The organism is Celeribacter sp. SCSIO 80788 (assembly GCF_051054295.1).
GTDB lineage: Bacteria > Pseudomonadota > Alphaproteobacteria > Rhodobacterales > Rhodobacteraceae > Celeribacter.
The window spans coordinates 2,833,523-2,858,299 of the sequence record NZ_CP150482.1 but is presented as its reverse complement, the minus strand read 5'-3'; the positions used below and the strand labels follow the sequence as shown (position 1 = coordinate 2,858,299).

22 protein-coding genes and 1 riboswitch are annotated in these 24,777 nt (G+C 58.5%); of the genes, 11 read left to right on the top strand and 11 right to left on the bottom strand.

Annotation, left to right across the window (positions count from 1 at the left end; all coding sequences use genetic code 11):
• Positions 1-146: 146 nt before the first annotated feature.
• Both secA and V1471_RS14395 read left to right on the top strand, forming a co-directional pair.
• The gene (gene secA, locus V1471_RS14400) at positions 147-2,849 is read left to right on the top strand and encodes a preprotein translocase subunit SecA (RefSeq protein ID WP_434289711.1); all 2,703 of its coding nucleotides are present in this window, start codon (positions 147-149) and stop codon (positions 2,847-2,849) included.
• Positions 2,850-2,965: 116 nt separating this feature from the next.
• Positions 2,966-4,531, top strand: coding sequence for a phosphate ABC transporter substrate-binding/OmpA family protein (locus V1471_RS14395; protein WP_434289710.1), 1,566 nt, complete (start codon positions 2,966-2,968; stop codon positions 4,529-4,531).
• Here the strand turns inward: V1471_RS14395 and radC are convergent.
• From radC to dnaK, 3 genes are all read right to left on the bottom strand, one after another.
• Positions 4,522-5,253 (bottom strand): RadC family protein, encoded by a 732-nt coding sequence (radC, locus tag V1471_RS14390; RefSeq protein ID WP_434289709.1) that lies wholly within the window; start codon positions 5,251-5,253, stop codon positions 4,522-4,524. The two genes, V1471_RS14395 and radC, sit on opposite strands and share 10 nt — an antisense overlap.
• Positions 5,254-5,370: 117 nt before the next feature.
• Positions 5,371-6,525 (bottom strand): molecular chaperone DnaJ, encoded by a 1,155-nt coding sequence (dnaJ, locus tag V1471_RS14385; RefSeq protein WP_434289708.1) that lies wholly within the window; start codon positions 6,523-6,525, stop codon positions 5,371-5,373.
• A gap of 73 nt (positions 6,526-6,598) precedes the next feature.
• Positions 6,599-8,524 carry a molecular chaperone DnaK gene (gene dnaK, locus V1471_RS14380; protein WP_434289707.1) on the bottom strand — a complete coding sequence of 642 codons (1,926 nt, stop codon included), beginning with the start codon at positions 8,522-8,524 and terminating at the stop codon, positions 6,599-6,601.
• A gap of 237 nt (positions 8,525-8,761) precedes the next feature.
• On the opposite strand from dnaK, the gene V1471_RS14375 reads away from it, so the two are divergent.
• On the top strand, positions 8,762-9,358 hold the full coding sequence (locus V1471_RS14375) for an alpha-ketoglutarate-dependent dioxygenase AlkB family protein (protein WP_434289706.1): 597 nt from the start codon (positions 8,762-8,764) through the stop codon (positions 9,356-9,358).
• 5 nt (positions 9,359-9,363) lie between these two features.
• Here the strand turns inward: V1471_RS14375 and V1471_RS14370 are convergent, their stop codons facing one another.
• Positions 9,364-10,179: an ABC transporter permease gene (locus V1471_RS14370; RefSeq protein ID WP_434289705.1), complete on the bottom strand. Its 816-nt coding sequence runs from the start codon at positions 10,177-10,179 to the stop codon at positions 9,364-9,366.
• Positions 10,180-10,308: 129 nt separating this feature from the next.
• Between V1471_RS14370 and cysQ the strand changes: the two genes are divergently transcribed.
• The 8 genes from cysQ to V1471_RS14330 all read left to right on the top strand — a co-directional run bounded on the left by cysQ (position 10,309) and on the right by V1471_RS14330 (position 19,406).
• Positions 10,309-11,106 (top strand): 3'(2'),5'-bisphosphate nucleotidase CysQ, encoded by a 798-nt coding sequence (gene cysQ / locus V1471_RS14365; RefSeq protein ID WP_434289704.1) that lies wholly within the window; start codon positions 10,309-10,311, stop codon positions 11,104-11,106.
• Positions 11,107-11,907 carry a 3-deoxy-manno-octulosonate cytidylyltransferase gene (locus tag V1471_RS14360; protein ID WP_434289703.1) on the top strand — a complete coding sequence of 267 codons (801 nt, stop codon included), beginning with the start codon at positions 11,107-11,109 and terminating at the stop codon, positions 11,905-11,907. It begins immediately after the preceding gene.
• A 203-nt stretch (positions 11,908-12,110) separates the two neighbouring features.
• The gene (locus tag V1471_RS14355) at positions 12,111-13,007 is read left to right on the top strand and encodes a UTP--glucose-1-phosphate uridylyltransferase (protein ID WP_434289702.1); all 897 of its coding nucleotides are present in this window, start codon (positions 12,111-12,113) and stop codon (positions 13,005-13,007) included.
• A gap of 9 nt (positions 13,008-13,016) precedes the next feature.
• Positions 13,017-14,003: a UDP-glucose 4-epimerase GalE gene (gene galE / locus V1471_RS14350; RefSeq protein WP_434289701.1), complete on the top strand. Its 987-nt coding sequence runs from the start codon at positions 13,017-13,019 to the stop codon at positions 14,001-14,003.
• A 91-nt stretch (positions 14,004-14,094) separates the two neighbouring features.
• On the top strand, positions 14,095-15,117 hold the full coding sequence (locus V1471_RS14345) for a glycosyltransferase family 2 protein (protein ID WP_434289700.1): 1,023 nt from the start codon (positions 14,095-14,097) through the stop codon (positions 15,115-15,117).
• A 165-nt stretch (positions 15,118-15,282) separates the two neighbouring features.
• Positions 15,283-16,269, top strand: a complete 987-nt coding sequence (locus V1471_RS14340) for a glycosyltransferase family 2 protein (protein WP_434289699.1) — start codon at positions 15,283-15,285, stop codon at positions 16,267-16,269.
• A complete protein-coding gene (locus V1471_RS14335) occupies positions 16,266-17,963 on the top strand; it encodes a DUF5927 domain-containing protein (protein ID WP_434289698.1) in 1,698 nt (565 codons plus the stop codon). The genes V1471_RS14340 and V1471_RS14335 overlap by 4 nt, the downstream gene beginning before the upstream one ends.
• 18 nt (positions 17,964-17,981) lie before the next feature.
• Positions 17,982-19,406, top strand: a complete 1,425-nt coding sequence (locus V1471_RS14330; RefSeq protein ID WP_434289697.1) for a nodulation protein NodH — start codon at positions 17,982-17,984, stop codon at positions 19,404-19,406.
• 12 nt (positions 19,407-19,418) lie between these two features.
• Here V1471_RS14330 and V1471_RS14325 read toward each other — a convergent pair whose 3' ends face one another.
• From V1471_RS14325 to V1471_RS14295, 7 genes are all read right to left on the bottom strand, one after another.
• Complete coding sequence (locus tag V1471_RS14325) at positions 19,419-19,883, bottom strand: PTS sugar transporter subunit IIA (RefSeq protein ID WP_434289696.1); 465 nt, start codon at positions 19,881-19,883, stop codon at positions 19,419-19,421.
• Between the two features lie 42 nt (positions 19,884-19,925).
• A complete protein-coding gene (hpf, locus tag V1471_RS14320; RefSeq protein WP_434289695.1) occupies positions 19,926-20,501 on the bottom strand; it encodes a ribosome hibernation-promoting factor, HPF/YfiA family in 576 nt (191 codons plus the stop codon).
• A 246-nt stretch (positions 20,502-20,747) separates the two neighbouring features.
• A complete protein-coding gene (gene lptB / locus V1471_RS14315; RefSeq protein WP_434289694.1) occupies positions 20,748-21,479 on the bottom strand; it encodes an LPS export ABC transporter ATP-binding protein in 732 nt (243 codons plus the stop codon).
• Positions 21,476-21,982, bottom strand: coding sequence for a lipopolysaccharide transport periplasmic protein LptA (lptA, locus tag V1471_RS14310; protein WP_434289693.1), 507 nt, complete (start codon positions 21,980-21,982; stop codon positions 21,476-21,478). The genes lptB and lptA overlap by 4 nt, the downstream gene beginning before the upstream one ends.
• A gap of 17 nt (positions 21,983-21,999) precedes the next feature.
• The gene (lptC, locus tag V1471_RS14305) at positions 22,000-22,599 is read right to left on the bottom strand and encodes an LPS export ABC transporter periplasmic protein LptC (RefSeq protein ID WP_434289692.1); all 600 of its coding nucleotides are present in this window, start codon (positions 22,597-22,599) and stop codon (positions 22,000-22,002) included.
• A 9-nt stretch (positions 22,600-22,608) separates the two neighbouring features.
• Entirely contained in the window at positions 22,609-23,571 is a 963-nt protein-coding gene (locus V1471_RS14300) for a KpsF/GutQ family sugar-phosphate isomerase (protein ID WP_434289691.1), read from the bottom strand.
• Between the two features lie 27 nt (positions 23,572-23,598).
• Positions 23,599-24,210: a ribonuclease D gene (locus V1471_RS14295; protein ID WP_434289690.1), complete on the bottom strand. Its 612-nt coding sequence runs from the start codon at positions 24,208-24,210 to the stop codon at positions 23,599-23,601.
• Between the two features lie 362 nt (positions 24,211-24,572).
• Positions 24,573-24,761, top strand: a riboswitch (cobalamin riboswitch).
• The last annotated feature ends 16 nt before the right edge of the window (positions 24,762-24,777 follow it).

Here is a 24,777-nt window from a genome sequence, read left to right as displayed (position 1 = left end):
CGCGACGTTGACACTCATGATATGGCCCCTTACATCGCGATAGGTCACTGAAGAGGAGCCTTTGCGCCTGTTTCTATGGGTTGTGAGGCAACGGGGCAATCCCTCCTCTCACACGATCCTGTCAGGACGCATCGAGCGGAGAAAATATGCTGGGCATCGGTACACTCGCGAAAAAGGTTTTCGGAACCCCCAATGATCGCAAGATCAAGGCGACCCGACCTCTCGTGGCCAAGATCAACGCGCTGGAGCCGGAGTTCGAGAAACTCGACGACGCGGGCCTGATCGCGAAAACGGAAGAATTCAAGAAACGGGTGGCCGAGGGCGAGAGCCTCGATGCGCTTTTGCCGGAGGCGTTTGCCAACTGTCGCGAGGCTGCGCGCCGTGCACTTGGCCTGCGCGCCTTCGACACCCAGCTTATGGGCGGCATCTTCCTGCATCAGGGCAATATCGCCGAGATGAAGACCGGTGAGGGCAAGACGCTCGTCGCGACCTTCCCGTCCTATCTGAACGCCCTGACCGGCAAGGGCGTTCACGTGGTGACGGTCAACGAATACCTTGCCAAGCGCGACGCCGAATGGATGACGAATGTCTTCGAAGCGCTCGGCATGAGCTGTTCCTCGATCTATTCGAACCAGCCCGAAGCCGAGAAGCGCGCGGCCTATGCCTGCGACGTGACCTATGCGACGAACAACGAGCTGGGCTTCGATTACCTGCGCGACAACATGAAATCCGAGCTGAAGGACATGGTTCAGCGCGGGCATCATTTTGCCATCGTTGACGAGGTCGACTCGATCCTGATCGACGAGGCGAGGACGCCGCTGATCATTTCGGGTCCCTCGGACGACCGGTCCGAGCTTTACAAAGCTATCGACGCGCTGATCCCGGAACTGACCGAAGAGCATTACGAGATCGACGAGAAAACCCGTCAGGTGACCTTCACCGAAGAGGGCAACGAATATCTCGAAAAACGTCTGCATGAGGCCGGTTTCCTTCCGGAGGGTCAGACCCTGTACGATCCGGAAAGCACCACCATCGTGCACCACGTCAACCAGGGCCTGCGCGCGCACAAGCTGTTCCAGAACGGCGTGCATTACATCGTGCGCAACGGCGAGGCGATGTTGATCGACGAGTTCACCGGGCGCATGATGTCCGGGCGTCGTCTCTCCGAAGGTCTGCATCAGGCGATCGAGGCCAAGGAAGGGCTGGAAATCAAGCCCGAGAACATCACCATGGCTTCGGTGACCTTCCAGAACTATTTCCGTCTCTATGACAAACTCTCCGGTATGACCGGGACGGCCGCGACCGAGGCCGAAGAGTTTATGGAGATCTACAAGCTGGGTGTGGTCGAAGTGCCGACCAACCGTCCGATTCAGCGGATCGACGAACACGACCGGGTGTATCGCACCGAGGCCGAAAAACTTGCGGCCGTGGTCGAGTCGATCAAGGAGGCGCACGAAAAGGGTCAGCCGGTTCTGGTCGGCACCACCTCCATCGAGAAATCAGAACAGCTGTCACAGCTCCTCACTCGTGAGGGTGTTACGCATAACGTGCTCAACGCCCGTCACCACGAACAGGAAGCGCAGATCGTTGCCGACGCCGGTAAATTCGGTGCGGTGACCATCGCCACCAACATGGCCGGGCGCGGCACCGACATCAAACTCGGCGGCAATGTCGAGATGTCCGTGATGGACGCCATCGCCGCCAACCCCGAGGCCGAACCTGATGAAATCCGTGCGCGGATCGAGGCGGAACATGCCGAAGAAGAAAAACGCGTTCTCGACGCGGGTGGGCTTTACGTTCTGGCTACCGAACGCCACGAATCCCGTCGTATCGACAACCAGTTGCGCGGTCGGTCCGGGCGTCAGGGCGACCCGGGGCGTTCCTTGTTCTTCCTGTCGCTCGATGATGATCTGATGCGGATTTTCGGTTCCGAGCGTCTCGACAAGATGTTGTCGTCGCTTGGGATGAAAGAGGGGGAGGCTATCGTCCACCCCTGGGTCAACAAATCGCTCGAAAAGGCGCAGGCGAAGGTCGAAGGACGCAACTTCGACATCCGCAAACAGCTTCTGAAATTCGACGACGTGATGAACGACCAACGCAAGGTGGTGTTCTCCCAACGTCGCGACATCATGGAATCGGAGAACGTCAACGAGATCGTCGAGGACATGCGTCATGAGGTGATCGAGGATCTGGTGGAGGAGGCGATCCCGCCGAAATCCTACCCGGATCAGTGGGACATCGAGCGGCTGCACAAAAGCATTGCAGAGATGCTCAACATGGATCTGCCGGTCAAGGACTGGGCTGAGGAAGAGGGCGTCGATGACGAGGTGATCAGCGAGCGGATTTCCGAACTCTCCGACACCATGATGGCGGAGAAGGAAGCGGCTTTTGGCGCCGACCAGATGCGCCAGATCGAGAAACAGTTCCTGTTGAACACGATCGACAGCAAATGGCGTGAACATCTGCTGACGCTCGAGCATCTGCGCTCCGTGGTCGGCTTCCGTGGCTATGCCCAGCGTGATCCGCTTAACGAGTACAAGAACGAAAGCTTCCAGTTGTTCGAGAGCATGCTCGACAGCCTGCGCAGCGAAGTGACGCAAAAGCTCTCCCGTGTGCGTCCGATGACCGAGGAAGAGCGCAACGCCATGTTGCAACAGCTCATGGAGCAACAGGCGGCTCTCGCTGCCGGGGCAACGCCGCAGCCGGTGGACGAACCGGAAGAGGGGCACCCGAACGCCGTTCCGGGGTTCGACGAAAACGATCCCTCGACCTGGGGCAATCCGGGGCGCAACGATCTCTGCCCCTGTGGCTCGGGCAAGAAATTCAAACATTGCCACGGCGCCGTGTGATCCGGCGTCAGATCGAAAACGGGCCCGTGCGAAAGCGCGGGCCTTTTTCATTGCTTGTTGATTTCCCGGCGGCACGGTAGTTTTCGCCAATGGTTTCAAAGCGCAGAGGCTCGCCCATGTTGAAATTTTCCGTGCTCGGCCTCCTCGCCTGTCTGGTCATGTCACAGCCCGCCGCAGCGCAAGATGTCGATCTTCTGTCTCGTGACGGTTCGATTGCGATTAGCGGCACGTTTCTCAGTTTCGATGGTGAATTCTATCGGGTGGACACCGATCTCGGGGTGCTCACCGTCGACGGCTCCGGTGTGCGCTGTGAAGGGCCGGGGTGCCCCGATCTCGATGGCTATTATGCGCAGGTCCGGATGTCGGGTGATGCTCAGGGCACGCGCACGCTCCTGCCGGCGCTCGTAACCGCCTTCGCCATGCGCAATGGCTATGCGGTGGCTACGAGCACGCCCGAGTTGGGCCTGACCTCCATGATTCTGACCGATGCAGACAACGATCTGACGGTGGGAGAATTTCTCCTGTCCGATACGTCGAGTTCCGAAGGTTTCGCCGATCTGGTGGCGGAGAACACCGATATCGTCCTGTCTCTGCGCAAGGTCGCGCCGAGCGAGATGGTTTTGGCCTTTGATGCAGGTGTAGGGGATCTCTCCGACCCGCTGAGGGCACGGGTCGTTGCTCTGGATGCGCTGATCCCGGTGGTGTCGCGTTCCAACCGGATCGAGCGGCTGTCGCTTGCCGATCTGGCGGGAATTTTCACGGGCAAGATCACCAATTGGCTGGAGATTGGCGGCGGCGATGCGCCGGTGGTGCCGCATCTGATGCGCGACGATCTGCGGGAGGGCAGTGAGTTTCGCCGGATGATTCTCGGGCGGGGTGTCGAGGTGCCGGAAGGGGTGGTGCAGTTGCATGACCGCTACGATGGACTTGTTGCGGCGGTGGAGCAGGACCCTTATGCCATCGGGCTTGGGCGCATGTCCGAGGGCGGTGCGGTCAAGGCTGTGGGTCTGAGCGGTGCTTGCGGCTTCGAGGCGGAGGCGATGCCCTCCGACATCAAGACCGAAGACTACCCGCTCACGCGTCCGGTTTTCCTCTATACTCCGGCGCGACGTTTGCCTGTTTTAGCGCGCGAATTTCTTGCTTTCGTGCGCTCGCCGGCGGCACAGATCGTTGTGGCGCGGACCGATTTCGTCGATCAGGGCGTCGATGAATTGTCGTTCCGCGATCAGGGGCGGCGCTTTGCCAATGCGATCACCAATGCAGGCGAAGAGGTGTCTCTCAAGGATTTGCAGGACGTCACCGATACCTTGCAGGGCGCGAAACGCCTGACGTTGGGCTTTCGCTTCGAAGGAGGCTCAACCACGCTGGATGCCCAGTCTCGCTCCAACGTGCATCTTTTGGCCGAACTTCTGGAGGCCGGTGTTTTCGAGGGGCAATCCCTGACATTCGCAGGATTTTCCGACGGGCAGGGTGCGGCGGCTGTCAACAAAACGCTTTCGAAACGTCGTGCGGAAACGGTTCTGCGCGCCGTGCGTCAGGCGCTGGGTGAGGCTTATGAGCCGGAGCACATGCAGATGGCGGCAGAGGGCTATGGCGAAGCCATGCCGCTGGCCTGTGACGATATCGGTTGGGGGCGGTCGCTCAACCGCCGGGTCGAGGTCTGGGTCCGGGATCAGAGATAACCGGAGCCGCGAAAGCTCAGTTCGATAGATTTGCCGATGATCAGATGATCGTGGAGCTGGATGTCCAGCGCCTCCGCCGCATCGCGGATCTGGTTCGTCATGCTGATGTCTGCATCCGAAGGCGTCGGATCGCCCGAGGGGTGATTGTGGACAAGGATCAGGGCGGAGGCATTCAGTTCCAGCGCCCGTTTGACAACCTCACGCGGATAGACCGGGACGTGATCGACCGTACCGCGCGCCTGTTCCTCATCGGCGATGAGGATGTTTTTCCGGTCGAGATAGAGTACGCGAAACTGTTCGGTTTCGCGATGCGCCATCGTTGTGTGGCAATAGTCGATGACCGCATCCCAGCTTGAAATGACCGGTCTCTGCATGACGCGGGCGCGGGCCAGACGGTGGGCGGCGGCTTCGACGATCTTGAGTTCCTGCGCGACGGTCAGATCGATGCCTTCGACCTCAAGAAGACGCTGAATCGGGGCCGAGATGACGCGGTTGTAATCGCCGAAATGCTCGATCAGCGCGCTGGCGATCGGTTTGACATCGGCGCGGGGCAGGGCGCGGTACAGGATGAGCTCAAGAAGCTCGTAATCCGGCATCGCCTGCGCGCCACCTTCAAAGAACCGCTCCTGCAAATGCTTGCGGTGGTTGCGCAAATAGCTGGGCGGGCGCGAGGGAAGGGCAACCGGCCGGGCCTCTTCGAGATCGAAGAGCCAGTCGGGCATTTCCCGAAATGCAGAAGGGGTCACAGGCGTTGTCATGACAGAAACCGTGCCCCGATTCGCTAAAAAAGGAGTTAACGGGCATTAAGAAAGGGCGCCGAAGCGCCCCGTCTCATGATCTTAGCTGGTCATATCGTCCCAGAAATTCTTGACCTTCTTGAAGAAGGACGAGCTTTCGGGATTGTTGTCCTCGGCGAGTTTTTCAAACTCCTGAAGCAGTTCTTTCTGCTTCGAGGTGAGATTCACAGGCGTCTCGACCGCAAGTTCGATGAACATGTCACCCTGCCCGCCACCGCGCAGCGCGGGCATCCCTTTGCCACGCAGGCGCATCTGGCGACCAGATTGGCTGCCGGCCGGGATTTTCACTCGTGAGCGCCCGCCGTCGATGGTCGGAACCTCGATGTCGCCGCCAAGCGCCGCCGTGGCCATCGAGACCGGAACGGTGCAATGGAGGTTGACGCCTTCGCGCTCGAAAATCGGATGCGGACGCACCTCGATGAAGATGTAAAGATCGCCCGTCGGACCGCCCCGCAGCCCCGCTTCGCCTTCGCCAGCGAGACGGATGCGCGTGCCGGTTTCGACACCCGCCGGGATGTTCACCGACAGAGAGCGCTCTTTCTCCACACGGCCCGCGCCGTGACAATCGGGGCAGGGATCCTTGATGATCTGACCCAGACCGCCACAGGCCGGACAGGTGCGTTCGACCGTGAAGAAGCCCTGTTGCGCGCGGACCTTGCCCATGCCCGAACAGGACGGACAGGTTTGCGGTTCCGCACCATTCGCGGCACCCGTACCGTGACAGCTGTTACAAGCCACGGAGGTGGGAACGTTGATGGTCTTTTGCGCACCCTTATAGGCCTCTTCGAGCGTGACGCGCATGTCGTAACGCAGGTCCGAGCCGCGCTGAGCCCGCGACCGGGCCCCGCCACCGCGCGGACCACCCATGAAGTCGCCGAACAGGTCGTCGAACACATCGGAGAAGGCCGAGGCGAAATCGCCCTGACCGCCGCTGAACCCGCCACCGGGACGCCCGCCGCCCATGCCACCCTGTTCGAAGGCGGCATGACCAAAGCGGTCATAGGCGGCTTTCTTATCCGGGTCCTTGAGCGTGTCGTAAGCCTCGTTCACTTCCTTGAACTTGGCTTCCGCATCGGGATTGTCCTTGTTGCGGTCGGGGTGAAATTCCATCGCTTTTTTGCGATAGGCTTTCTTCAGCTCCGCGGCATCGGCGCCCTTGTTGACACCAAGCACCTCATAATAATCGCGTTTTGCCATGGATTTTACTCCTTCTGGAACGCGATGACCGGCCCGGATTTCCGGACCGGTCGATCGTGTCCGCGATTACGGTTTACGAACGTTTGTCGCTGTCGAGGTCTTCGAAGTCGGCGTCGACGATGTCGTCATCGACCGAAGACGGACCCATATCGACATCGTCCATGTCAGGCCCGGCGCCTCCGGATTTCTCCTGCTCGGCCTTATAGATGGCCTCGCCGAGTTTCATGGCCGCGTCGGTCACGTTCTGGATGCCGGAACGGATTTTGTCCGGGTTCTCGGTTTCCAGCTGGTCCTTGAGCGCAGCGATGGCCAGTTCGATGGCTTCGATGGTGGTCGGATCCACCTTGTCGCCATGCTCCTCGATCGACTTTTCGGTCGAGTGGATGAGGCTTTCGGCCTGGTTTTTCGCTTCGACCAGTTCCTTGCGGGCCTTGTCGGCTTCGGCATTCGCCTCGGCGTCCTTGACCATCTTTTCGATGTCCTCGTCGGAGAGACCGCCGGAAGCCTGAATCGTGATCTTTTGCTCTTTGCCGGTGCCTTTGTCCTTCGCACCCACTTCGACGATGCCGTCGGCGTTGATGTCGAAAGTCACTTCGATCTGCGGCATGCCGCGCGGTGCCGGCGGGATGCCTTCGAGGTTGAACTGACCGAGCATCTTGTTGTCGGCAGCCATTTCGCGCTCACCCTGGAAGACGCGGAGCGTCACGGCGGACTGGTTGTCTTCGGCCGTGGAGAAGATCTGCGACTTCTTGGTCGGGATCGTCGTGTTGCGGTCGATCAGGCGGGTGAACACGCCGCCCAGCGTTTCGATGCCGAGAGACAGCGGGGTCACGTCCAGCAGCAGAACGTCTTTCACGTCGCCTTGCAGAACACCGGCCTGAATGGCGGCGCCCATGGCCACGACTTCATCCGGGTTCACACCTTTGTGCGGCTCTTTGCCGAAGAACTTGGTCACCTCTTCGATGACTTTCGGCATACGGGTCATGCCCCCGACAAGCACGACTTCGTCGATGTCGGAGGTGGTGAGGCCCGCGTCTTTCAGAGCCGCTTTACACGGATCCATGGAGCGTTTGATCAGGTCGGACACAAGGCTTTCCAGTTTCGCCCGGGTCAGTTTGACCACGAGGTGAAGCGGGGTGCCAGAAGACGGGTCCATCGAGATAAACGGCTGGTTGATCTCGGTCTGGGACGAAGACGACAGCTCGATTTTGGCTTTTTCGGCAGCTTCTTTCAGACGCTGAAGCGCCATCTTGTCTTTGGTCAGATCGACGCCATGCTCTTTTTTGAACTCCTCGGCGAGGTAGTTCACGATGCGCATGTCGAAGTCTTCGCCACCGAGGAAGGTGTCGCCGTTGGTGGCCTGCACTTCGAACACGCCGTCGCCCAGTTCGAGCACGGTGACGTCGAAGGTGCCGCCGCCGAGGTCATAGACGGCGATGGTTTTGGTGTCGTCTTTGTCGAGGCCATAGGCCAGCGCGGCCGCGGTCGGCTCGTTGATGATGCGGAGCACTTCGAGGCCCGCGATCTTGCCGGCGTCCTTGGTGGCCTGACGCTGGGCGTCGTTGAAATAGGCCGGAACGGTGATGACGGCCTGCGTCACTTCCTCACCGAGGTAGGACTCGGCGGTTTCTTTCATTTTGCCAAGGATGAAGGCGGAGATTTGCGACGGGGAGTATTTGTCGCCGCGCACTTCGACCCATGCATCACCATTGCCACCGTCGACGATGGAATAGGGCACGAGTTTTTTATCTTTTTCGACGGCTTCGTCGCCCATGCGACGGCCGATCAGACGTTTGACCGCGAAAACGGTGTTTTCGGGGTTGGTGACGGCCTGACGTTTGGCCGCTTGACCGACGAGGCGTTCACTGTCGGTGAAACCGACGATGGAGGGCGTGGTACGCGCCCCTTCGGAGTTTTCGATCACTCGCGGCTGCGAACCATCCATGATGGCAACGCAGGAGTTGGTGGTCCCGAGGTCGATACCGATGACTTTGGCCATGCTCAAAATCCTCTCTTAGGCGATGTTGTGACGTTGGGCCCGTTGCGGCACCCGCGGTCGATCCCAGTGATTTTGACCGGGCTGACAATCAGGTCTGATGACCAGTCCGATCAAGGCTTCTGGGCGTATATAAGGACGGGTTTTCGTGCCTGCAAGTTGTGCGAAGGGGTTGAGGTGTGGAAAAATCGAGTCATTTCCAGAGGAAGCGGGGGAGATGTGAGGATGCAGGGGGCTGAGATGTTGAATTTGCGGGGGATGACGCTGTTTCGCGGGTTGATCGGGACCGATGCGCAAGGTCAGCTTGTTGCGGCGCTGCGCGAAATCGTGCGTGAGGCACCCCTGTTTCATCCGGTGACGTCGTCAGGAAAACAGATGTCGGTGCGCATGACTTCGGCCGGGCGGTTCGGGTGGATTTCGGATCGGCAGGGTTACCGTTACAGCGAGAGGCATCCCGATGGCTTGGTCTGGCCTGCGATTCCTCGGATTGCGCTCGATATCTGGCGTGACGTGGCTGGCACGAAGCGAGAGCCGGAGAGTTGCCTGATCAACTTCTACGACGCAGGGGCGAAGATGGGGATGCATCAGGATCGTGACGAAGCGGATTTCGCTCAGCCGGTGGTGTCGATTTCGCTTGGGGATGAGGCGTTGTTTCGGGTTGGCAATCTGACCCGTGGTGGCAAGACCGAAAGTGTCTGGCTCAGTTCGGGCGATGTGCTTGTGATGGCCGGTGAGGCGCGTCTACTCTATCATGGCGTTGATCGTGTCAAAGCAGGAAGCAGTACGCTTTTGCCGCGTGGCGGACGGATCAACCTGACGCTTCGGGTGGTGACCTGAAACGGTTAGCGGCTCCAGCTCAGCGAGACGCGTTTACGGGTGAAAAATTCGGCCAGAAGTCCAATGGTCAGGAACACTAGGGAAAATACGACTGGATAGATGATCGAACTTTTGTGTGGATTGTAATTGACAAAGATAAAGCCCCGCGCTTGGTCGATGGTATGGAAGAGCGGGTTCCAGGAAAAGAACGCCAGCATATAGTTCGGCGTCTGGTTGGCGACGAACATCTTACCTGAGGTGATCATATTGGCGCGTGTATAGATCTGGATCAGGAGGCGGATGAGGCCCGGAGCCCATGGTCTGGCGGCCAGAAACACCATGCCGATCGCCGAACCCGAGGCCCATGCCAATAGCAGCATGCCGAACGCGCCAAGTATGTTTTCGAAAGTCACTGTGCCCCAGCCGAGCGAGTAGGCGCAGAGCACCGCGGTGATGGTCAGTACCTGAATATAGAGAGCGCTCAGAGCGGATGAGATGATGGCGATGGCTGTGTTCATCGGTGCGTGCTGCATCATCGGCGAGGTGGCGGTTTCCGACCCTGCAACGGCTGCGAGCGCCTTGTTGTGGGTTAGGAACAGGAAGATGCCGGACATGAGATAGAGCAGGAAATCCCCGCGAATGGCCGCGCTTCTGACGCCAAAGATGGTATACATGAACGAGAAGACGACAATCATCACCATCGCCTGCGAGATGCTGAGCAACAGGCCGATGATCGGGCTTCCATTGCTCTTACGTAAGTGGCGCACCGTGTTCACGAAGATCAGACGCAGGACCGTCAGAGCGGCGGAAAATCCGCTTTGGCTTCTCGAGTAGTGAAACATCGGTTTGGTCCTGTGTTGGAATCTTGCCTGTTCGACAGGGAATTCTTGCTGTTCCCATAAGCGCATAGCATAAGGTTCTTGCCGTTTTCTTTCAACGAAAACGAATGTGGTGACAGACAGGAGCAGGATATGGATTTCGACAAACTCGTCCCGGTGATGCGTCGGCTGGCCATCGAGGCCGGTGAGAAGATCATGGACATCTACAATGCGGACGATTTCGAGGTCAAAACCAAATCCGACGAGAGCCCTGTCACCGAGGCGGATGAAGCCGCCGATGCGCTGATCTCGGCCGGTCTGCGCGCCGCTTTTCCCGATGTGACGCTGATCACCGAAGAACAGGCGGCGTCGCATGATCTCAAGGCGGACACCTTCCTGATCGTCGATCCGCTCGACGGGACGAAAGAGTTCGTCAAGCGCCGGGGCGATTTTACGGTGAATATCGCCTATGTCGAAAAGGGTGTGCCGCTGCGCGGTGTGGTCTATGCGCCTGCGAAAGACCGGCTGTTCATCACGGATGCCTCCGGTCAGTCCTATGAGGAAATCGGGCCGTTTGTCGCGGACGCGACCGGCGAGATGAAGAAAATCACGGTCTCGACGCCGGACAATGAGGCGCTGATGATCGTGGCGTCGAAATCGCACCGTGATCAGGCAACCGAAGACTACCTCGCCAAATACAAGGCGAAGGACAGCAAATCGGCGGGTTCGTCGCTCAAGTTCTGTCTGGTCGCCACCGGTGAGGCCGATCTTTACCCGCGTGTCGGGCGGACTATGGAATGGGACACCGCTGCGGGCCATGCTGTTTTGTTGGGCGCGGGGGGCGATGTCGTGCGGTTCGACGATCATACGCCTCTGACCTATGGCAAGCCGGATTATGCCAATCCGTTCTTCATCGCCTATGCGCCGGGTGTCGAGCTGAAAGACGCCTGAATGTCTGTCCTGATCGTTATCCCCGCCCGTTTCGCCTCAACCCGCTACCCGGGCAAGCCGCTTGTCGAGTTGACCGGGGCGACCGGAGAGAAAAAGTCGCTGATCCGTCGTAGCTGGGAGGCCGCAGTGGCTGCGAGCGGTGTGGACCGGGTTGTGGTGGCCACCGATGACGACCGTATTCGGGAGGCGTCGGAGGCTTTTGGCGCTGAGGTGGTGATGACCTCCGAATCCTGTGCCAATGGCACGGAACGTTGCGCGGAGGCGTTGGAAAACCTCGGTGGAGGCTATGATATCATCGTCAACCTGCAAGGCGATGCACCACTGACGCCCGCGTGGTTCGTTGAGGATCTTGTGGCAGGTCTGCGAGCGCATCCGACCGCCGAAGTGGCGACTCCTGTCTTGCGCTGCGACGGGCGGGCGCTGAACGGGTTTCTTGAAGATCGTCGGGCGGGTCGGGTCGGTGGCACCACCGCTGTGTTCGGGTCGGATCACAAAGCGCTCTATTTCTCTAAGGAAGTGATTCCCTACACCTCCGAAACCTATGCGGATCTGGACGAGACCCCGGTGTTTCACCATGTGGGGGTTTATGCTTATCGTCCTTCGGCGCTGGGCGCTTATCCGAAATGGCCGATGGGGCCGCTCGAGCGACTCGAGGGTCTTGAACAGCTGCGCTTTCTCGAGCGGGAGCGTCCGGTGCTCTGCGTCGAGGTGGAGGCGCGGGGGAGGCAGTTCTGGGAACTGAACAACCCCGAGGATGTGCCGCGGATCGAGTCCATGCTGGCAGAGATGAACTTCGCCTGACGGTGCCCTGAAATACTTTTACGGGCAATAATTTGCCCAAAAAATACGTCGGCTTATCGGTCGGTGGCGGCTGGGGTTGCAAATCCGTAGCATTCCTGTGTGAATACATATGGATGATACTGACCCGCGGCCTTCGAGAGCGTAAGGTCAGAGCTGGTGAAAGCAATTTGATTGGCTCGTGAGTAAGGGCCGAAGGAGACAAGATGACACGCAAAGTGACCAAAGCGATTTTCCCGGTGGCTGGTCTTGGAACGCGGTTTTTGCCCGCAACCAAATCGATTCCGAAGGAAATCATGACCTTGGTCGATCGTCCCCTGATTCAATATGCGATCGACGAGGCGCGCGCCGCCGGGATTAAGGAATTCATCTTCGTCACCTCGCGCGGCAAGGGCGCGCTTGAGGATTATTTCGACCATTCTCCTATTCTTGAGCAGGAGCTGCGCCGGAAGGGCAAAGACAATCTTCTCGAAGTGCTCAAATCGACCAATATGGACAGCGGAGCCATTGCCTATATTCGTCAACACAAGGCCTTGGGGCTTGGCCATGCCGTGTGGTGCGCACGTCGCCTGCTGGACCCGAAGGAGCCCTTTGCGGTGATCCTGCCGGACGATGTGATCGCGGCGGAAAAACCCTGTCTGCAACAGATGGTCGAAGCTTATGAGGATCTCGGGGGCTCGATGGTGGCCGCGATGGAAGTGCCGACGGACAAGGTTTCCTCTTATGGTGTTCTCGATATCAAAGAGGACATGGGCGATACCGTGTCGGTAAAGGGCATGGTCGAAAAACCTGCGCCGGGGACGGAGCCGTCCAATCTGGCGGTGATCGGGCGTTATATCCTCGATCCTGCGGTGATGAAGAACCTCAACCAGATGAAATCCGGCGCCGGTGGTGAAATTCAGCTCACCGATGCGATCGCGGACGAGATCGCGACCGAGCGCGGTGTCTATGGCTACCGCTTCTCTGGACAGCGTTTCGATTGCGGCTCCAAGGCCGGGTTCCTTCAGGCGACGATTGCCTTTGGCCTGTCACGTGACGATCTGCGCGATGAGCTTCAGGAATACCTTGATGAACTTTCCGCCGTTCGTGCCGCTGCTCAGTAAGAGGCCGTAATGACCAGAAATGTGATCGTGACCGGTGGGGCGGGTTATATAGGCTCGCATGCCTGCAAGGCGCTGCGTGAGGCCGGTTATGTACCTGTAACCTTCGACAATCTGTCGACCGGTTGGGAAGATGCGGTAAAATTCGGTCCCTTCGAGCGGGGAGATCTTTTGGATCGTGCCCGTCTCGATGAGGTTTTCACTGCGTATCGTCCGGTTGCCGTCATGCATTTCGCCGCTTTTTCGCAGGTCGGCGAGAGCATGAAGGACCCGGGCAAGTATTGGCGTAACAATGTCATCGGGTCCTTGACGCTGATCGAGGCGGCTGTCGCGGCGGGCTGTATGAATTTCGTCTTCTCCTCGACCTGTGCGACCTATGGTGACCAGGACAATGTGGTGTTGGACGAAGACTCTGTTCAGCTTCCGATCAATTCCTACGGGGCCTCGAAACGGGCGATCGAGGACATTTTGGAGAATTTCGAACAGGCTTACGGTCTCAAGTCGGTGATTTTCAGGTACTTCAACGTGGCGGGTGGTGATCCCGATGCCGAGGTGGGCGAATTCCACCAGCCCGAGACCCATCTCATCCCGCTGATGCTCGACGCGATTTCCGGTAAGCGTGCGGCGTTGACGATTTTCGGCACGGATTATGACACGCCCGACGGCACCTGTATCCGCGATTACGTCCATGTCTGCGATCTGGTGGACGCGCATGTTCTGGGGCTGAAATGGCTTGAGGATGGCAAGGGCAGCCGGGTGTTCAATCTCGGCACCGGCAAAGGGTTTTCCGTGCGTGAGGTGATCGATCACTCGCGGGCGGTGACCAACAAGGAAGTGCCTTATGTCGAGGGCGACCGGCGCGCCGGCGATTGTACCAAACTTGTGTCCGGGTCCGAGCGTGCGATCACGGAACTGGGTTGGCGACCGGATCGGTCGAACCTGGCGCAGATGATCGGCGATGCTTGGCGATGGCACCAAAACGGACATTATGAAAAATGACACACCACAGGGGCCATTTGGCTCCTTTGGTATATGCGGGTTTCCAGTTTCCCGGCAAAGCGCGTAATCTCGTCCCGATCTCGGGGAAGAGGTGGATTTGAGCCGGGTTTGGCAAAGTTACAAGTTGCGGGTGATGCGGCGATATTTGCTGTGGCGGGCGTTTCGCGCCCGGCACAGATTGCGTGTCGTTCGGAATCGGACATCTGCCATCGGACCTGATACGATCCTCTGTGTCGCGGTCGTGCGCAACGAGTCGCAACGCCTGCCGTATTTTCTCGACCACCACCGCCGACTTGGTGTGAACCACTTTCTTTTTGTCGACAATGACAGCTCTGACGGTACGACACAGCTTTTGTCCGGCCAGCCGGACGTGTCGCTTTGGTCGACATCGGCCAGCTACAAGGCGGCGCGCTTCGGGCTGGATTGGACGACATGGCTTCAGATGAAATACGCGCATGGCAAATGGTGTCTGACCCTAGATGCCGATGAATTGCTGATTTACCCCTACCATGAGACCCGATCCTTGCCGGATTTGACCCGATATCTGGACAGCATCGATGTCCGGGCCATGGGGGCGCTGATGCTCGAACTGTATCCGAAGGAAGGGATCAATGAGGTTGTGTATGCGCCGGATCAGGATCCCCTAGAGGTTCTGCGTTATTTCGATGCAGGCCCGTATCGCAGTGAGAGGCAGAAGCCGAAAAACAATCTCTGGGTCCAGGGCGGTGTTCGCGAGCGCGTTTTCTTTGCCCGGAATCGTCGGCGTGGTCCGACACTTAACAAGCTGCCGCTTGTGAAGTGGCATTGGCGCTATGCCTATGTGAATTCGACTCATGCAATGCTGCCGCAGAAGCTGAATCTGGCCTATGACGGCCCGGGGCAGGTGCATTTGTCAGGCGTTCTTTTGCATACGAAATTCCTGTCGATCGTGGTTGAAAAATCCGCAGAAGAAAAAGAAAGGCGCCAGCATTTCGCCGATCCCGACCAGTTCGGCTCCTATTACGATGAGCTGATCGCGGGACCGACACTCTGGCATGAAGCTTCCGTAGCCTACGAGGATTGGTGGCAGCTGGAAAAACTTGGCTTGATGGCGCGGGGTGATTGGCGGGGCTGATGGAACAGTTTTGCCATTTAATATGAATTGTTTACGTTTTTGGCGTAAACACGTAGATTGAACCGCAAAAGACACGAATATGGCTCAGTCAGATGCGAAAGCCATGCCATATTCGATCCCGGGGAACATTAAGGCTGATCGGTGAGCAGGCTGTTGCAATATAGGATGCGGCTGAGGCGCAAACAGGCGCTCTGGCGGGCCTTTCGGGCGCGCCGGGAGCTTATGCTGATTCAGGACAACACGGCCCGCATTCGGTCGGACGATATTCTTGTGGTTTGCACCCTGCGCAACGAACGCATTCGTCTTCCGTATTTTCTCAAATATTACAGAGATATGGGGGTCAGTCATTTCCTGTTCGTCGACAATGACAGTGACGATGGCTCGCGCGAATTCCTTCTCGGGCAGGAAGATGTCTCGATCTGGCACACCACCGCGAGCTATCGCAAATCGCTGTTCGGTGTGCATTGGATGAATTGGATCGCGCGAAAACATTGTCACGGGCATTGGACGCTCACCGTGGACGTGGACGAGTTTCTGGTCTTTCCGTTCTGCGACACCCGCCCGATCCCGGCGCTTACCGACTGGCTCGACAATTCCGGCCTCCGCAGTTTTTCGGCGATGCTGATCGACATGTATCCGAAAGGGCCGATCGACGCGCAGCCCTATCGTGAGGGGCAGAACCCGTTCGAGATTGCGGAATGGTTCGACAGCGGAAATTACATGATTTCGATGAACCCGGAGTATTACAATCTCTGGATTCAGGGGGGACCTCGTGCGCGGCTGTTCTTCAACGACGATCCGTTCAATGCGCCATCGCTGAACAAGATTCCGCTGGTTAAATGGCATCGCGATTATGCCTACATGCACTCGACCCATATGCTTTTGCCGCGGGGGCTCAATTTCGTCTATGAGACGCAAGGTGGGGAAAAGGCCTCCGGTGCGCTTTTGCATGCGAAGTTTCTCAACACCTTCGTGCAGAAGACCGAAGAAGAATTGCAGCGCCGTCAGCATTACGCCGGCTCGCGCGAATATCTCGCCTATCACAACCGGATCAAGGATGACCCGGAACTGTGGTGCAACTGGTCGGAGAAATACATCAACTGGCGTCAGCTCGAAATTCTGGGCCTTATGTCCAAGGGGAACTGGGCATGACGGTCGGCTTCGTGATGTTGGTGCACACCGCGCTCGACCGGGCCGAGCAGGTGGCACGCCATTGGGCGACCCACGGCTGTCCAGTCGTGATCCATGTCGACCGGCGGGTGAAGAAAGAGATTTATCAACCCTTCGTCGACAGCCTCTCCGATCTGGACAATGTGCTGTTCTCCAAACGTCATGCCTGTGACTGGGGCACATGGTCCCTGGTGGCGGCGTCTCAGGACGCCTCCGAATTGATGCTGTCGCGTTTTCCGGAGGCGCGACATGTCTACCTGTCCTCCGGAGCCTGCCTGCCGCTGCGTCCGGTTGAGGATCTGAAACGCTACCTCGCGGCGCGGCCGATGACGAATTTCATCGAAAGCGTGACGACCGAGGATGTGCCTTGGACCGTGGGGGGGCTCGATTCCGAGCGCTTCACTCTGCGTTTCCCGTTTTCGTGGAAAAAGCAGCGGCGGTTGTTCGACCGCTATGTCGCGCTTCAGCGCAGGATCGGATACAAGCGCAAGATCCCCGACGGGCTGGTGCCGCATCTGGGCTCGCAATGGTGGTGTCTGACGCGTCAGACCCTGTCTGCCATCCTCGAAGACCCGGATCGTAAGCTCTACGATGGCTATTTCAAAAAGGTCTGGATCCCGGACGAAAGCTATTACCAGACCCTCGTGCGGCTCTATTCGAACAATATCGAAAGCCGTTCCCTGACCCTGTCGAAATTCGACTATCAGGGCAAACCGCATATTTTCTACGACGACCACCTACAGCTTTTGCGGCGGTCCGATTGTTTCGTGGCGCGCAAGATCTGGCCCAAGGCGGAACGCCTCTACGCGACCTTCCTCAACCCGGACAGCAATCCGATGAAGGGGAGCGAGCCCAACCCCGGCAAGATCGACCGGATTTTCTCCAAGGCGGTGGAGCGGCGTATCATGGGGCGCGAGGGGCTTTACATGCAAAGCCGGATGCCCGGACATGGCAGGGGGCATGGCAAGACCAGCGCGCCTTATTCGGTGTTCGAAGGCTTCTCGGACCTGTTCGAGAATTTCGACGAATGGCTGTCGCGGGCAGTGAGTGCGCGCGTCCATGGTCATCTTTTTGCACCCGATGCGGTGGAATTCTCCGGCGGGCAAAAGGTCTTTTCCGGTGCGCTCTCCAGCCATGCGACCCTGCGCGATTACAACCCCTGCGGCTTTCTCACGTCACTGATTTGGAATACCCGCGGCGAGCGGCAATGTTTCATGTACGGTCCGCGCGACAATCAGGCGATCAACTGGCTGATCGCCACTGACCCCAATGCGCAGATTTCCGTGATTTCTGGTGCCTGGGCGGTGGCCCTGTTCCGCTCGAACAAGAGCTTTTCGGAAATCCGACGTGAGGCCGCACGCCTGCAGAGGATCGAGGCGGAGCATCTCGAGATTCTGCGCTCCCAGCATATTAAGGCGCGGGTGCGGATCTGGACCATGGCGGATTTCATCGAGAGCCAGATGGAGCCCTTGCAGGCGATCATCGATGAGATCGGCCCGCGCAATGTCCGCCGTCTGACCGAGGCACCGCGAATGCGGGATTTGACGGGCTTCGGGCAATTCCTGCAAAATTTGAAGAACCAGGGGATGAAGCCGCATCTCATGGGCGATTTCCCGACGGGGTCCGAGCCCGACATGCGGGCGCGGGAACACAAGCGGCCCTATCTTGTAAAGTAACGCTGGTAAAACGAACACATGGCCAAGCCTTTCGATTATTTCGTGATTTTCGCCGAGATGCGGACCGGGTCCAATTTTCTCGAGGAAAACGTCAATTCCTATCTGGGGTTGAAATGTTGGGGCGAAGTGTTCAATCCAGCGTTTATCGGCAAGTCGAACCAAAAGGAAATGCTGGGTGTTTCGATGGTCATGCGGGAGGCCGATCCGACCGTGTTGCTGGGGCGGATGCGGGCAGAGACGGAGGGGCTTTCGGGATTCCGGTTCTTTCACGATCACGATCCGCGCATCCTGGCCCATGTGTTGAGCGATCCGCGCTGCGCCAAGATCATCCTGACGCGCAATCCTTTGGAAAGCTATGTGTCGCGCAAGATCGCCGGGGCGACGGGGCAATGGCGGTTGGGCGACCTCAAGGACGCCAAATCCGCCAAGGTGCGATTTGAGAGGCGCGAGTTTCAGGAGATGCTCGACGCGCTGAAAGAGTTTCAGCTCTTCCTGCAACGGAGCTTGCAAACCACCGGTCAGACAGCATTTTACATCAATTACGAAGACATTCAGGACATCGAGGTTCTCAACGGTTTGGCGCATTTTCTTGGCGTCACAGAAGAGCGCGCGAAGACCAATCAAAAGACCAAGGTGCAGAACCCGGCGCGTCTTGAGGACAAGGTTTTGAACTACGCCGAAATGGTCTCAGACCTGTCGAACGTCGACCATTTCAACCTGTCGAACACGCCGAATTTTGAACCGCGTCGCCATCCGGCCGTGCCGACCTATGTGGCGGGTCAGTCCACATCCGTGCTCTATATGCCGGTCCGGAGCGGGCCTGAAGGCGCGGTGCGGGCGTGGATGGCCGCGCTCGACAAGGTGACGCCGGAGGAGCTGACAGAAGGGTTCACGCAGAAATCGCTGCGTCAGTGGAAACGCCAGAACAAGGGGCATCGCAGCTTCACGGTGATTTCTCACCCGGTTCAACGGCTACACCGGACGTTTTGCGAATATATTCTGAACGTTGGGGGACAAACCTATGGTGACATCCGCGAAACGCTGCGGGCGACCTATAAATTGCCTTTGCCCATCAGCGGTCCGGATGCGGGATATAGCCGGGATCAGCATCGCGAAGCCTTCATCAAATTTGCGGATTTCGTGCGTGGGAATCTCAATGGCCAGACCTCGATCCGGGTCGATGGCACATGGGCGTCGCAATCCGAGGTGATCAAGGGATTCGCAGACTTCTCCCTGCCTGACATGGTGCTGCGTGAAGAAAATCTTGCCGAAGATCTCACTCATCTCGCCGGTGCGCTGGGCAAGCTGCCCCCTTTAGTTGAGGAGGAGACGCAGGATACGCCGATCACCCTCGCCGAGATTTACGACGACGAGGTCGAGGAGGCCGTGCGCACGGCCTATCAGCGGGATTACATGATGTTCGGGTTCAAGCCCTGGGGCTGAACTGGGGGAGGCTCAGGCGGCCTTGATCGCCGGTCCTTCGGTCAGAATGGCATGCAGCGTCGCCGGATCGTTGTTGGCGCGCAATTTCGCGCAGATGTCGCTGTCGCGCATGGTACGGGAGACGAGCGCCAGAGCCTTGAGATGATCGACGCCGGATTCCGCCGGGGCGAAGAGGGCAAAGACCAGATCGACCGGCTGGCGATCCACCGCGTCGAAATCCATCGGGCTCTCGAGACGCATGAAGGCGCCGACAACGCGCTCCAGACCTTCGATGCGGGCGTGAGGAAGCGCGATGCCATGGCCCACACCGGTCGGGCCAAGGCTTTCGCGGGCCTGAAGCGCATCGACCGTGCCGTTTTCCGACAGGCCGTATGCGCTTGCGGCGATCTCACCGAGATCCTGAAACAGACGCTTTTTGCTCGTCATTTTACCCACAACCTTGATGGCCTGCGGATCCAAGATCTTTGCGATATTCATTTGAAACTACCCGCCCCGACCCGTCGAGGCGGGCCGGTTTCATTATTTCGCGTTGTCAGGGTCGACCCAACCGATGTTGCCATCGGCACGGCGGTAGACCACGTTTACACCGTTCTTACCTTCTTTGTGGAACACAAGAACAGGGGCCCCGGCAAGCTCCATCTGCATCACCGCTTCGCCCACCGTCAGAGTCGGAATCTTGGTTTCCATCTCTGCGATGATCATCGGCTGCAGGGTTTCCGGTTCCTGATCCTCATCGTGTTCCGATGCGGCGAGGATATACTGAGAAGCGCCGAAAAGTTCAACAGGCTCGGTGCGCTCCTTGTGGTGATCTTTCAGGCGGCGTTTGTAACGACGCAGCTGTTTGTCCATTTTCTCGGCGCATTCGTCGAAGGCGGCATAGATTTCATGAGCCTTTGCGCTGGCTTGTGCGTTCAGGCCGGAGGACAGGTGCACCACGGCCTCGCAAACATATTCCGCCCCAGATTTGGAAAACACGACATTCGCGTCGGTCGGACGTTGTCCGTATTTGTCCAGGACGACGCCCAGCTCGGTTTTCACATGCGTTTGAAGCGATTCACCGATGTCGATTTGTTTTCCGCTGATTTGGTACCGCATAGATACCTCCTTCTTTGTTTGACCTACGCCTGAACGCCTCCTCCGGCGTGGATGCGAGGTCCTGGGTTTTTGTTGAAAGCGGGATTACAATGCATGCGAATGAGGGGGAACCCGGACAATCTGTCGGGGCGTTTTTCCGGCGCTCTGTGGCTCTTTTGTGCCATGGCGCAGACTCTCATCCTTACGTCACGCATTGGACACTTATAAGGCGTCAGAATGCGGGTGAATGTCAATCGAAACCCGCGTTCAGATCCGGAAATTGTCGCCAAGGTAAACGCGTCGCACGGTTTCGTCGGCGACAATGTCTTCCTTGGTTCCTGACATCAGGACGTGACCGTCGTGCAGGATATAGGCGCGGTCGATAATACCCAATGTTTCCTGCACGTTATGGTCTGTGATCAAGACGCCGATGCCACGTGTCTTAAGATCGGAAACCAGTCCGCGAATTTCCGCTACTGCGATCGGATCGACGCCCGCGAAAGGTTCGTCGAGCAGTACATAGGAGGGATCGGACGCGAGACAGCGCGCGATTTCGACTCGCCGCCGTTCACCGCCCGAAAGCGAGAGCGCCGGTGCGCGCCGCAGATGGGAGATGGAGAATTCCGAGAGCAGGTCTTCAAGTTTTTCGCGGCGCAGGAGCGGGTCGCTTTCAGAGACTTCGAGAATGGCGAGGATGTTGTCTTCGACGCAGAGACCGCGGAACACGGAGGCCTCCTGCGGCAGGTAGCCGATGCCGAGCTTGGCGCGGCGATACATCGGCAAAAGTGTAATGTTGCGCCCATCGACTGTGACTTCGCCGCCTTCCGGCATGACGAGCCCCGCGATGGTGTAGAAACAGGTGGTTTTGCCGGAGCCGTTGGGCCCCAGAAGGGCGACAACCTCACCGCGTTCGAGATCGAGCGAGACGTCGCGGATCACGGTCCGTTTGCGGTAGCCTTTGCGCAGATTGCGGACCTTCAGCCCTGTGGCATCGCTCATTGATCGGCCCCGGATTGCAGGATGGTTTTCACCCGCCCGTCCATGCGGCCGGTGCCGGTGTTCAGATCGATCACCATGCGTTCGCCGGACATGACGTTGTTGCCTTGGGTCAAAAGCACGCTGCCGGTCAGGGTCACGGTGCCCGATTCGAGGTCGTATTCGGCATTCTGCGCCTCGGCGGCTTCGCCTTCGTTGGTGATGGTCACGCCACCGGAGGCCAGAAGCCGGGCGATTTGGCTGGTGTCGCTGGCATAGATCACCTCGACGGTTTGGGCCGCGAGTCGCATTGTGCCCTGACCGATCACCACATTGCCGGTGAAGATGGCCTTGCCGGTGTTCTGATCGACACTGAGCTGATCGGAGGTGATCTCGACGGGCAAGGCGCTGTCGTGCCTGATCCCCCCGAAGGCGATCTGCGTGCCCTGTGCCATCGACGGCAGGCCGGGAAGGGTGAGCGCAAGGGCCAGGGCGCAACTGAGCGAAAGGGTCCGGATGGTGGGCACGTGCAAATCCTCGAAAATCAGGGCTGATATATCAGCTTCACGCCGTTCTTGAAAACCAGAAGGTAGGCGTCGGTCTCCGGATCCTGTGAAATTTCCATGGAACCGGCTGTCAGATCGCCTGCGGGACCGGTCGCCTCGACACTTCCGGGGCTTTCGATCTTCGACACGTCGAGAAGTGTTGCGATCCGTTCGGAGGTGATCGTGTAGCCGGTGGAGGTTTCGATCTCCACATGGCCGGACAATTCCGCGATCTGGGCGGGGCCGTCGATCACGCCATCGTCGGCCTTGAGCGTCACGGAGCCATTGTCGGGCATCCTGAGCGCACCGCGCACGATTGTGGAATTGATCACGTCCGGGGTCGACAGGTCCGGGCGCACGACATCGGCGGAAATCTCGAGCTGGGCCCCGTCGCGAGTGACGGTCGCAAAGGACGGTCCCTCGATGCGTTGTTCGCGGGCCAGGGTTTCGAGATCCACATCGGCATAGGGGATCGACATGCCGATTTCCTTGCCGCGGGCAAACAGAAACAGCGTTGCCAAAAGCGCAAGGCTCGCCAACGGCAAGGCGACCTTCGCAAAGGCCACGAATTTGGAATAAGAGTTGTCGAACCGCGCCATAAGGACGTCTTACACGACCCCGGCGCGAAGACAGTCCTGAATTTTCAGAATCCCGCAGGGACGCCCGTCATCGGCAGTTTCCCGCACAAAGAGACAGGTGATCGCACGCTCATCCATCCGCGCCACGGCTTTTTCGGCCAGCGCATCGGCGGTGATGGTCATCGGCCCCTTGGTCATGATCTCGCCCGCAGTTTTTTCCAGAAGCCCGTCGATATGACGGCGCAGGTCACCATCGGTGATGATCCCCGTGAGCTGACCTTCCGGATCGACGACGCCGACGACGCCAAAACCTTTGTCCGAAATCACCGAAAGTGTCTCGCGCATCGGGGTTTCGGCACTCACGAGCGGCATGTCGGTGTGCATCAGCGCCCGGACTTTGGTCAGGCGCGCGCCAAGTTTGCCGCCCGGATGCAGCACTCGGAAATTGTCGGCGGTAAAGGCGCGATGTTCCATGAGCGCAATCGCAATCGCATCGCCAAGCGCCAGTGTCATCGTGGTCGAGGTGGTCGGTACGATGCCATGACCGCAAGCTTCCGGCGCTTTTGGCAGGATCAGAGCCACATCGCAGGCGCGAATGAGCGAGCTGTCGGGGTTCGAAGCCACGCCGATCATCGGGATCTTGAAGCGGCGAGTATAGGCGATGACATCCGCGAGCTCCGGCGTTTCCCCGGAATTCGACAGCACGAGGCACACATCCCCATCGCCAATCATCCCCAGATCGCCGTGGCTCGCCTCTGCCGGATGCACGAAATGCGCGGGCGTGCCGGTGGAGGCCAGCGTCGCCGCGATCTTGCGCGCGATATGGCCCGATTTGCCCATGCCGGTGACGATGGTGCGGCCCTTTGCGGCGAGGATCGTTTCAACCGCTTCGGTGAATTCCGCGCCGAGGCTCTCGGCAAGGAGATCGAGAGCATCGGCCTCCTGTCGGATCACACGGCGGGCAGTGTCGAGAAAAGTGACGGGCTGTGTCATGTCGCGACGCTCCGGTCAGAGAAAATGTCAGTGAGTGAAGATGTCGATTTCGGGCCAGCCTTCGAGGTCGAGCTTGGCGCGTGTCGGAAGGAAATCGAAACAGGACTGCGCGATCTCCATGCGTCCTTCGCGTTCAAGCATGGCATTCAGCTTGTCCCGCAGTTGATGCAGGTAGAGTACATCGGAAGCCGCGTAATCGAGCTGGGCGGAGGTCAGCTCCTCGGCGCCCCAGTCGCTCATCTGCTGGTATTTCGAAATATCGACCTTGAGCAATTGCTCGAGCAGGTTCTTGAGCCCGTGCCGGTCGGTGAAGGTGCGCACGAGTTTCGAAGCGATCTTTGTGCAATAGACCGGCTCCGCGAGTGCGCCGAAGGTATGATACATCGCCGCGATGTCGAAGCGGCCGAAGTGGAAAAGTTTCAGCACATTCGGATCGGCCAGCATCTTGCACAGGTTCGGGGCCTCGGTCTGACCGCGCGCCACCTGAACGAGATGCGCGTTGCCGTCGCCGCCGGACATCTGCACGAGGCAAAGGCGGTCGCGATGCGGGTTCAGCCCCATGGTTTCGCAATCAATCGCCACCACGGGCCCGAGATCGAGATCGTCGGGGAGGTCGTTTTGATATAGAAAATTCGCCATGGCTCTGGCCTTTCGCGCTGAAATCCGACTGACAATTGGGTGTCCGGCTCGTGCATAAGGCTTCTGTGACGCCGGAGCAAGGGAAGCTCAATTTCCGAGATGCGGTCGAGTGTGTCTGGCGCTCAAAGACGTGCGGCATTTTTACTTATGTCAGGGCTTGTGATCGGGCGGAAAACAGAAAACAATAGGGTGGCAAACAGCATGGAAATTTATGAACAGGATGGGAGTTTTCGCCCATTAAGCCCGGTTTTTTTGGGCGTGAGCTTGTGCGGTTTGATGTAATTTTCCCTATGTATGGTGTGATGAGAAAAATATACCACTGTATCTGGTATATTCGGATTGACACCATATGGGACTCACTGGCAAAAAGAATGCGTTCTGGTGCCCAATGAGGAATCAAAGGGCGAACAGGGAAGACGGTGAAAATCCGGCACTGCCCCCGCAACTGTGAGTGGCAAATCGACGTTCAAAATCCACTGGCTTGTGCTGGGAAGGTGAGCGGAGGTGTTCGAGCTGCGAGTCAGGATATCTGCCAGAACTAAAAATGACCACGAACGGAGGGTTCGG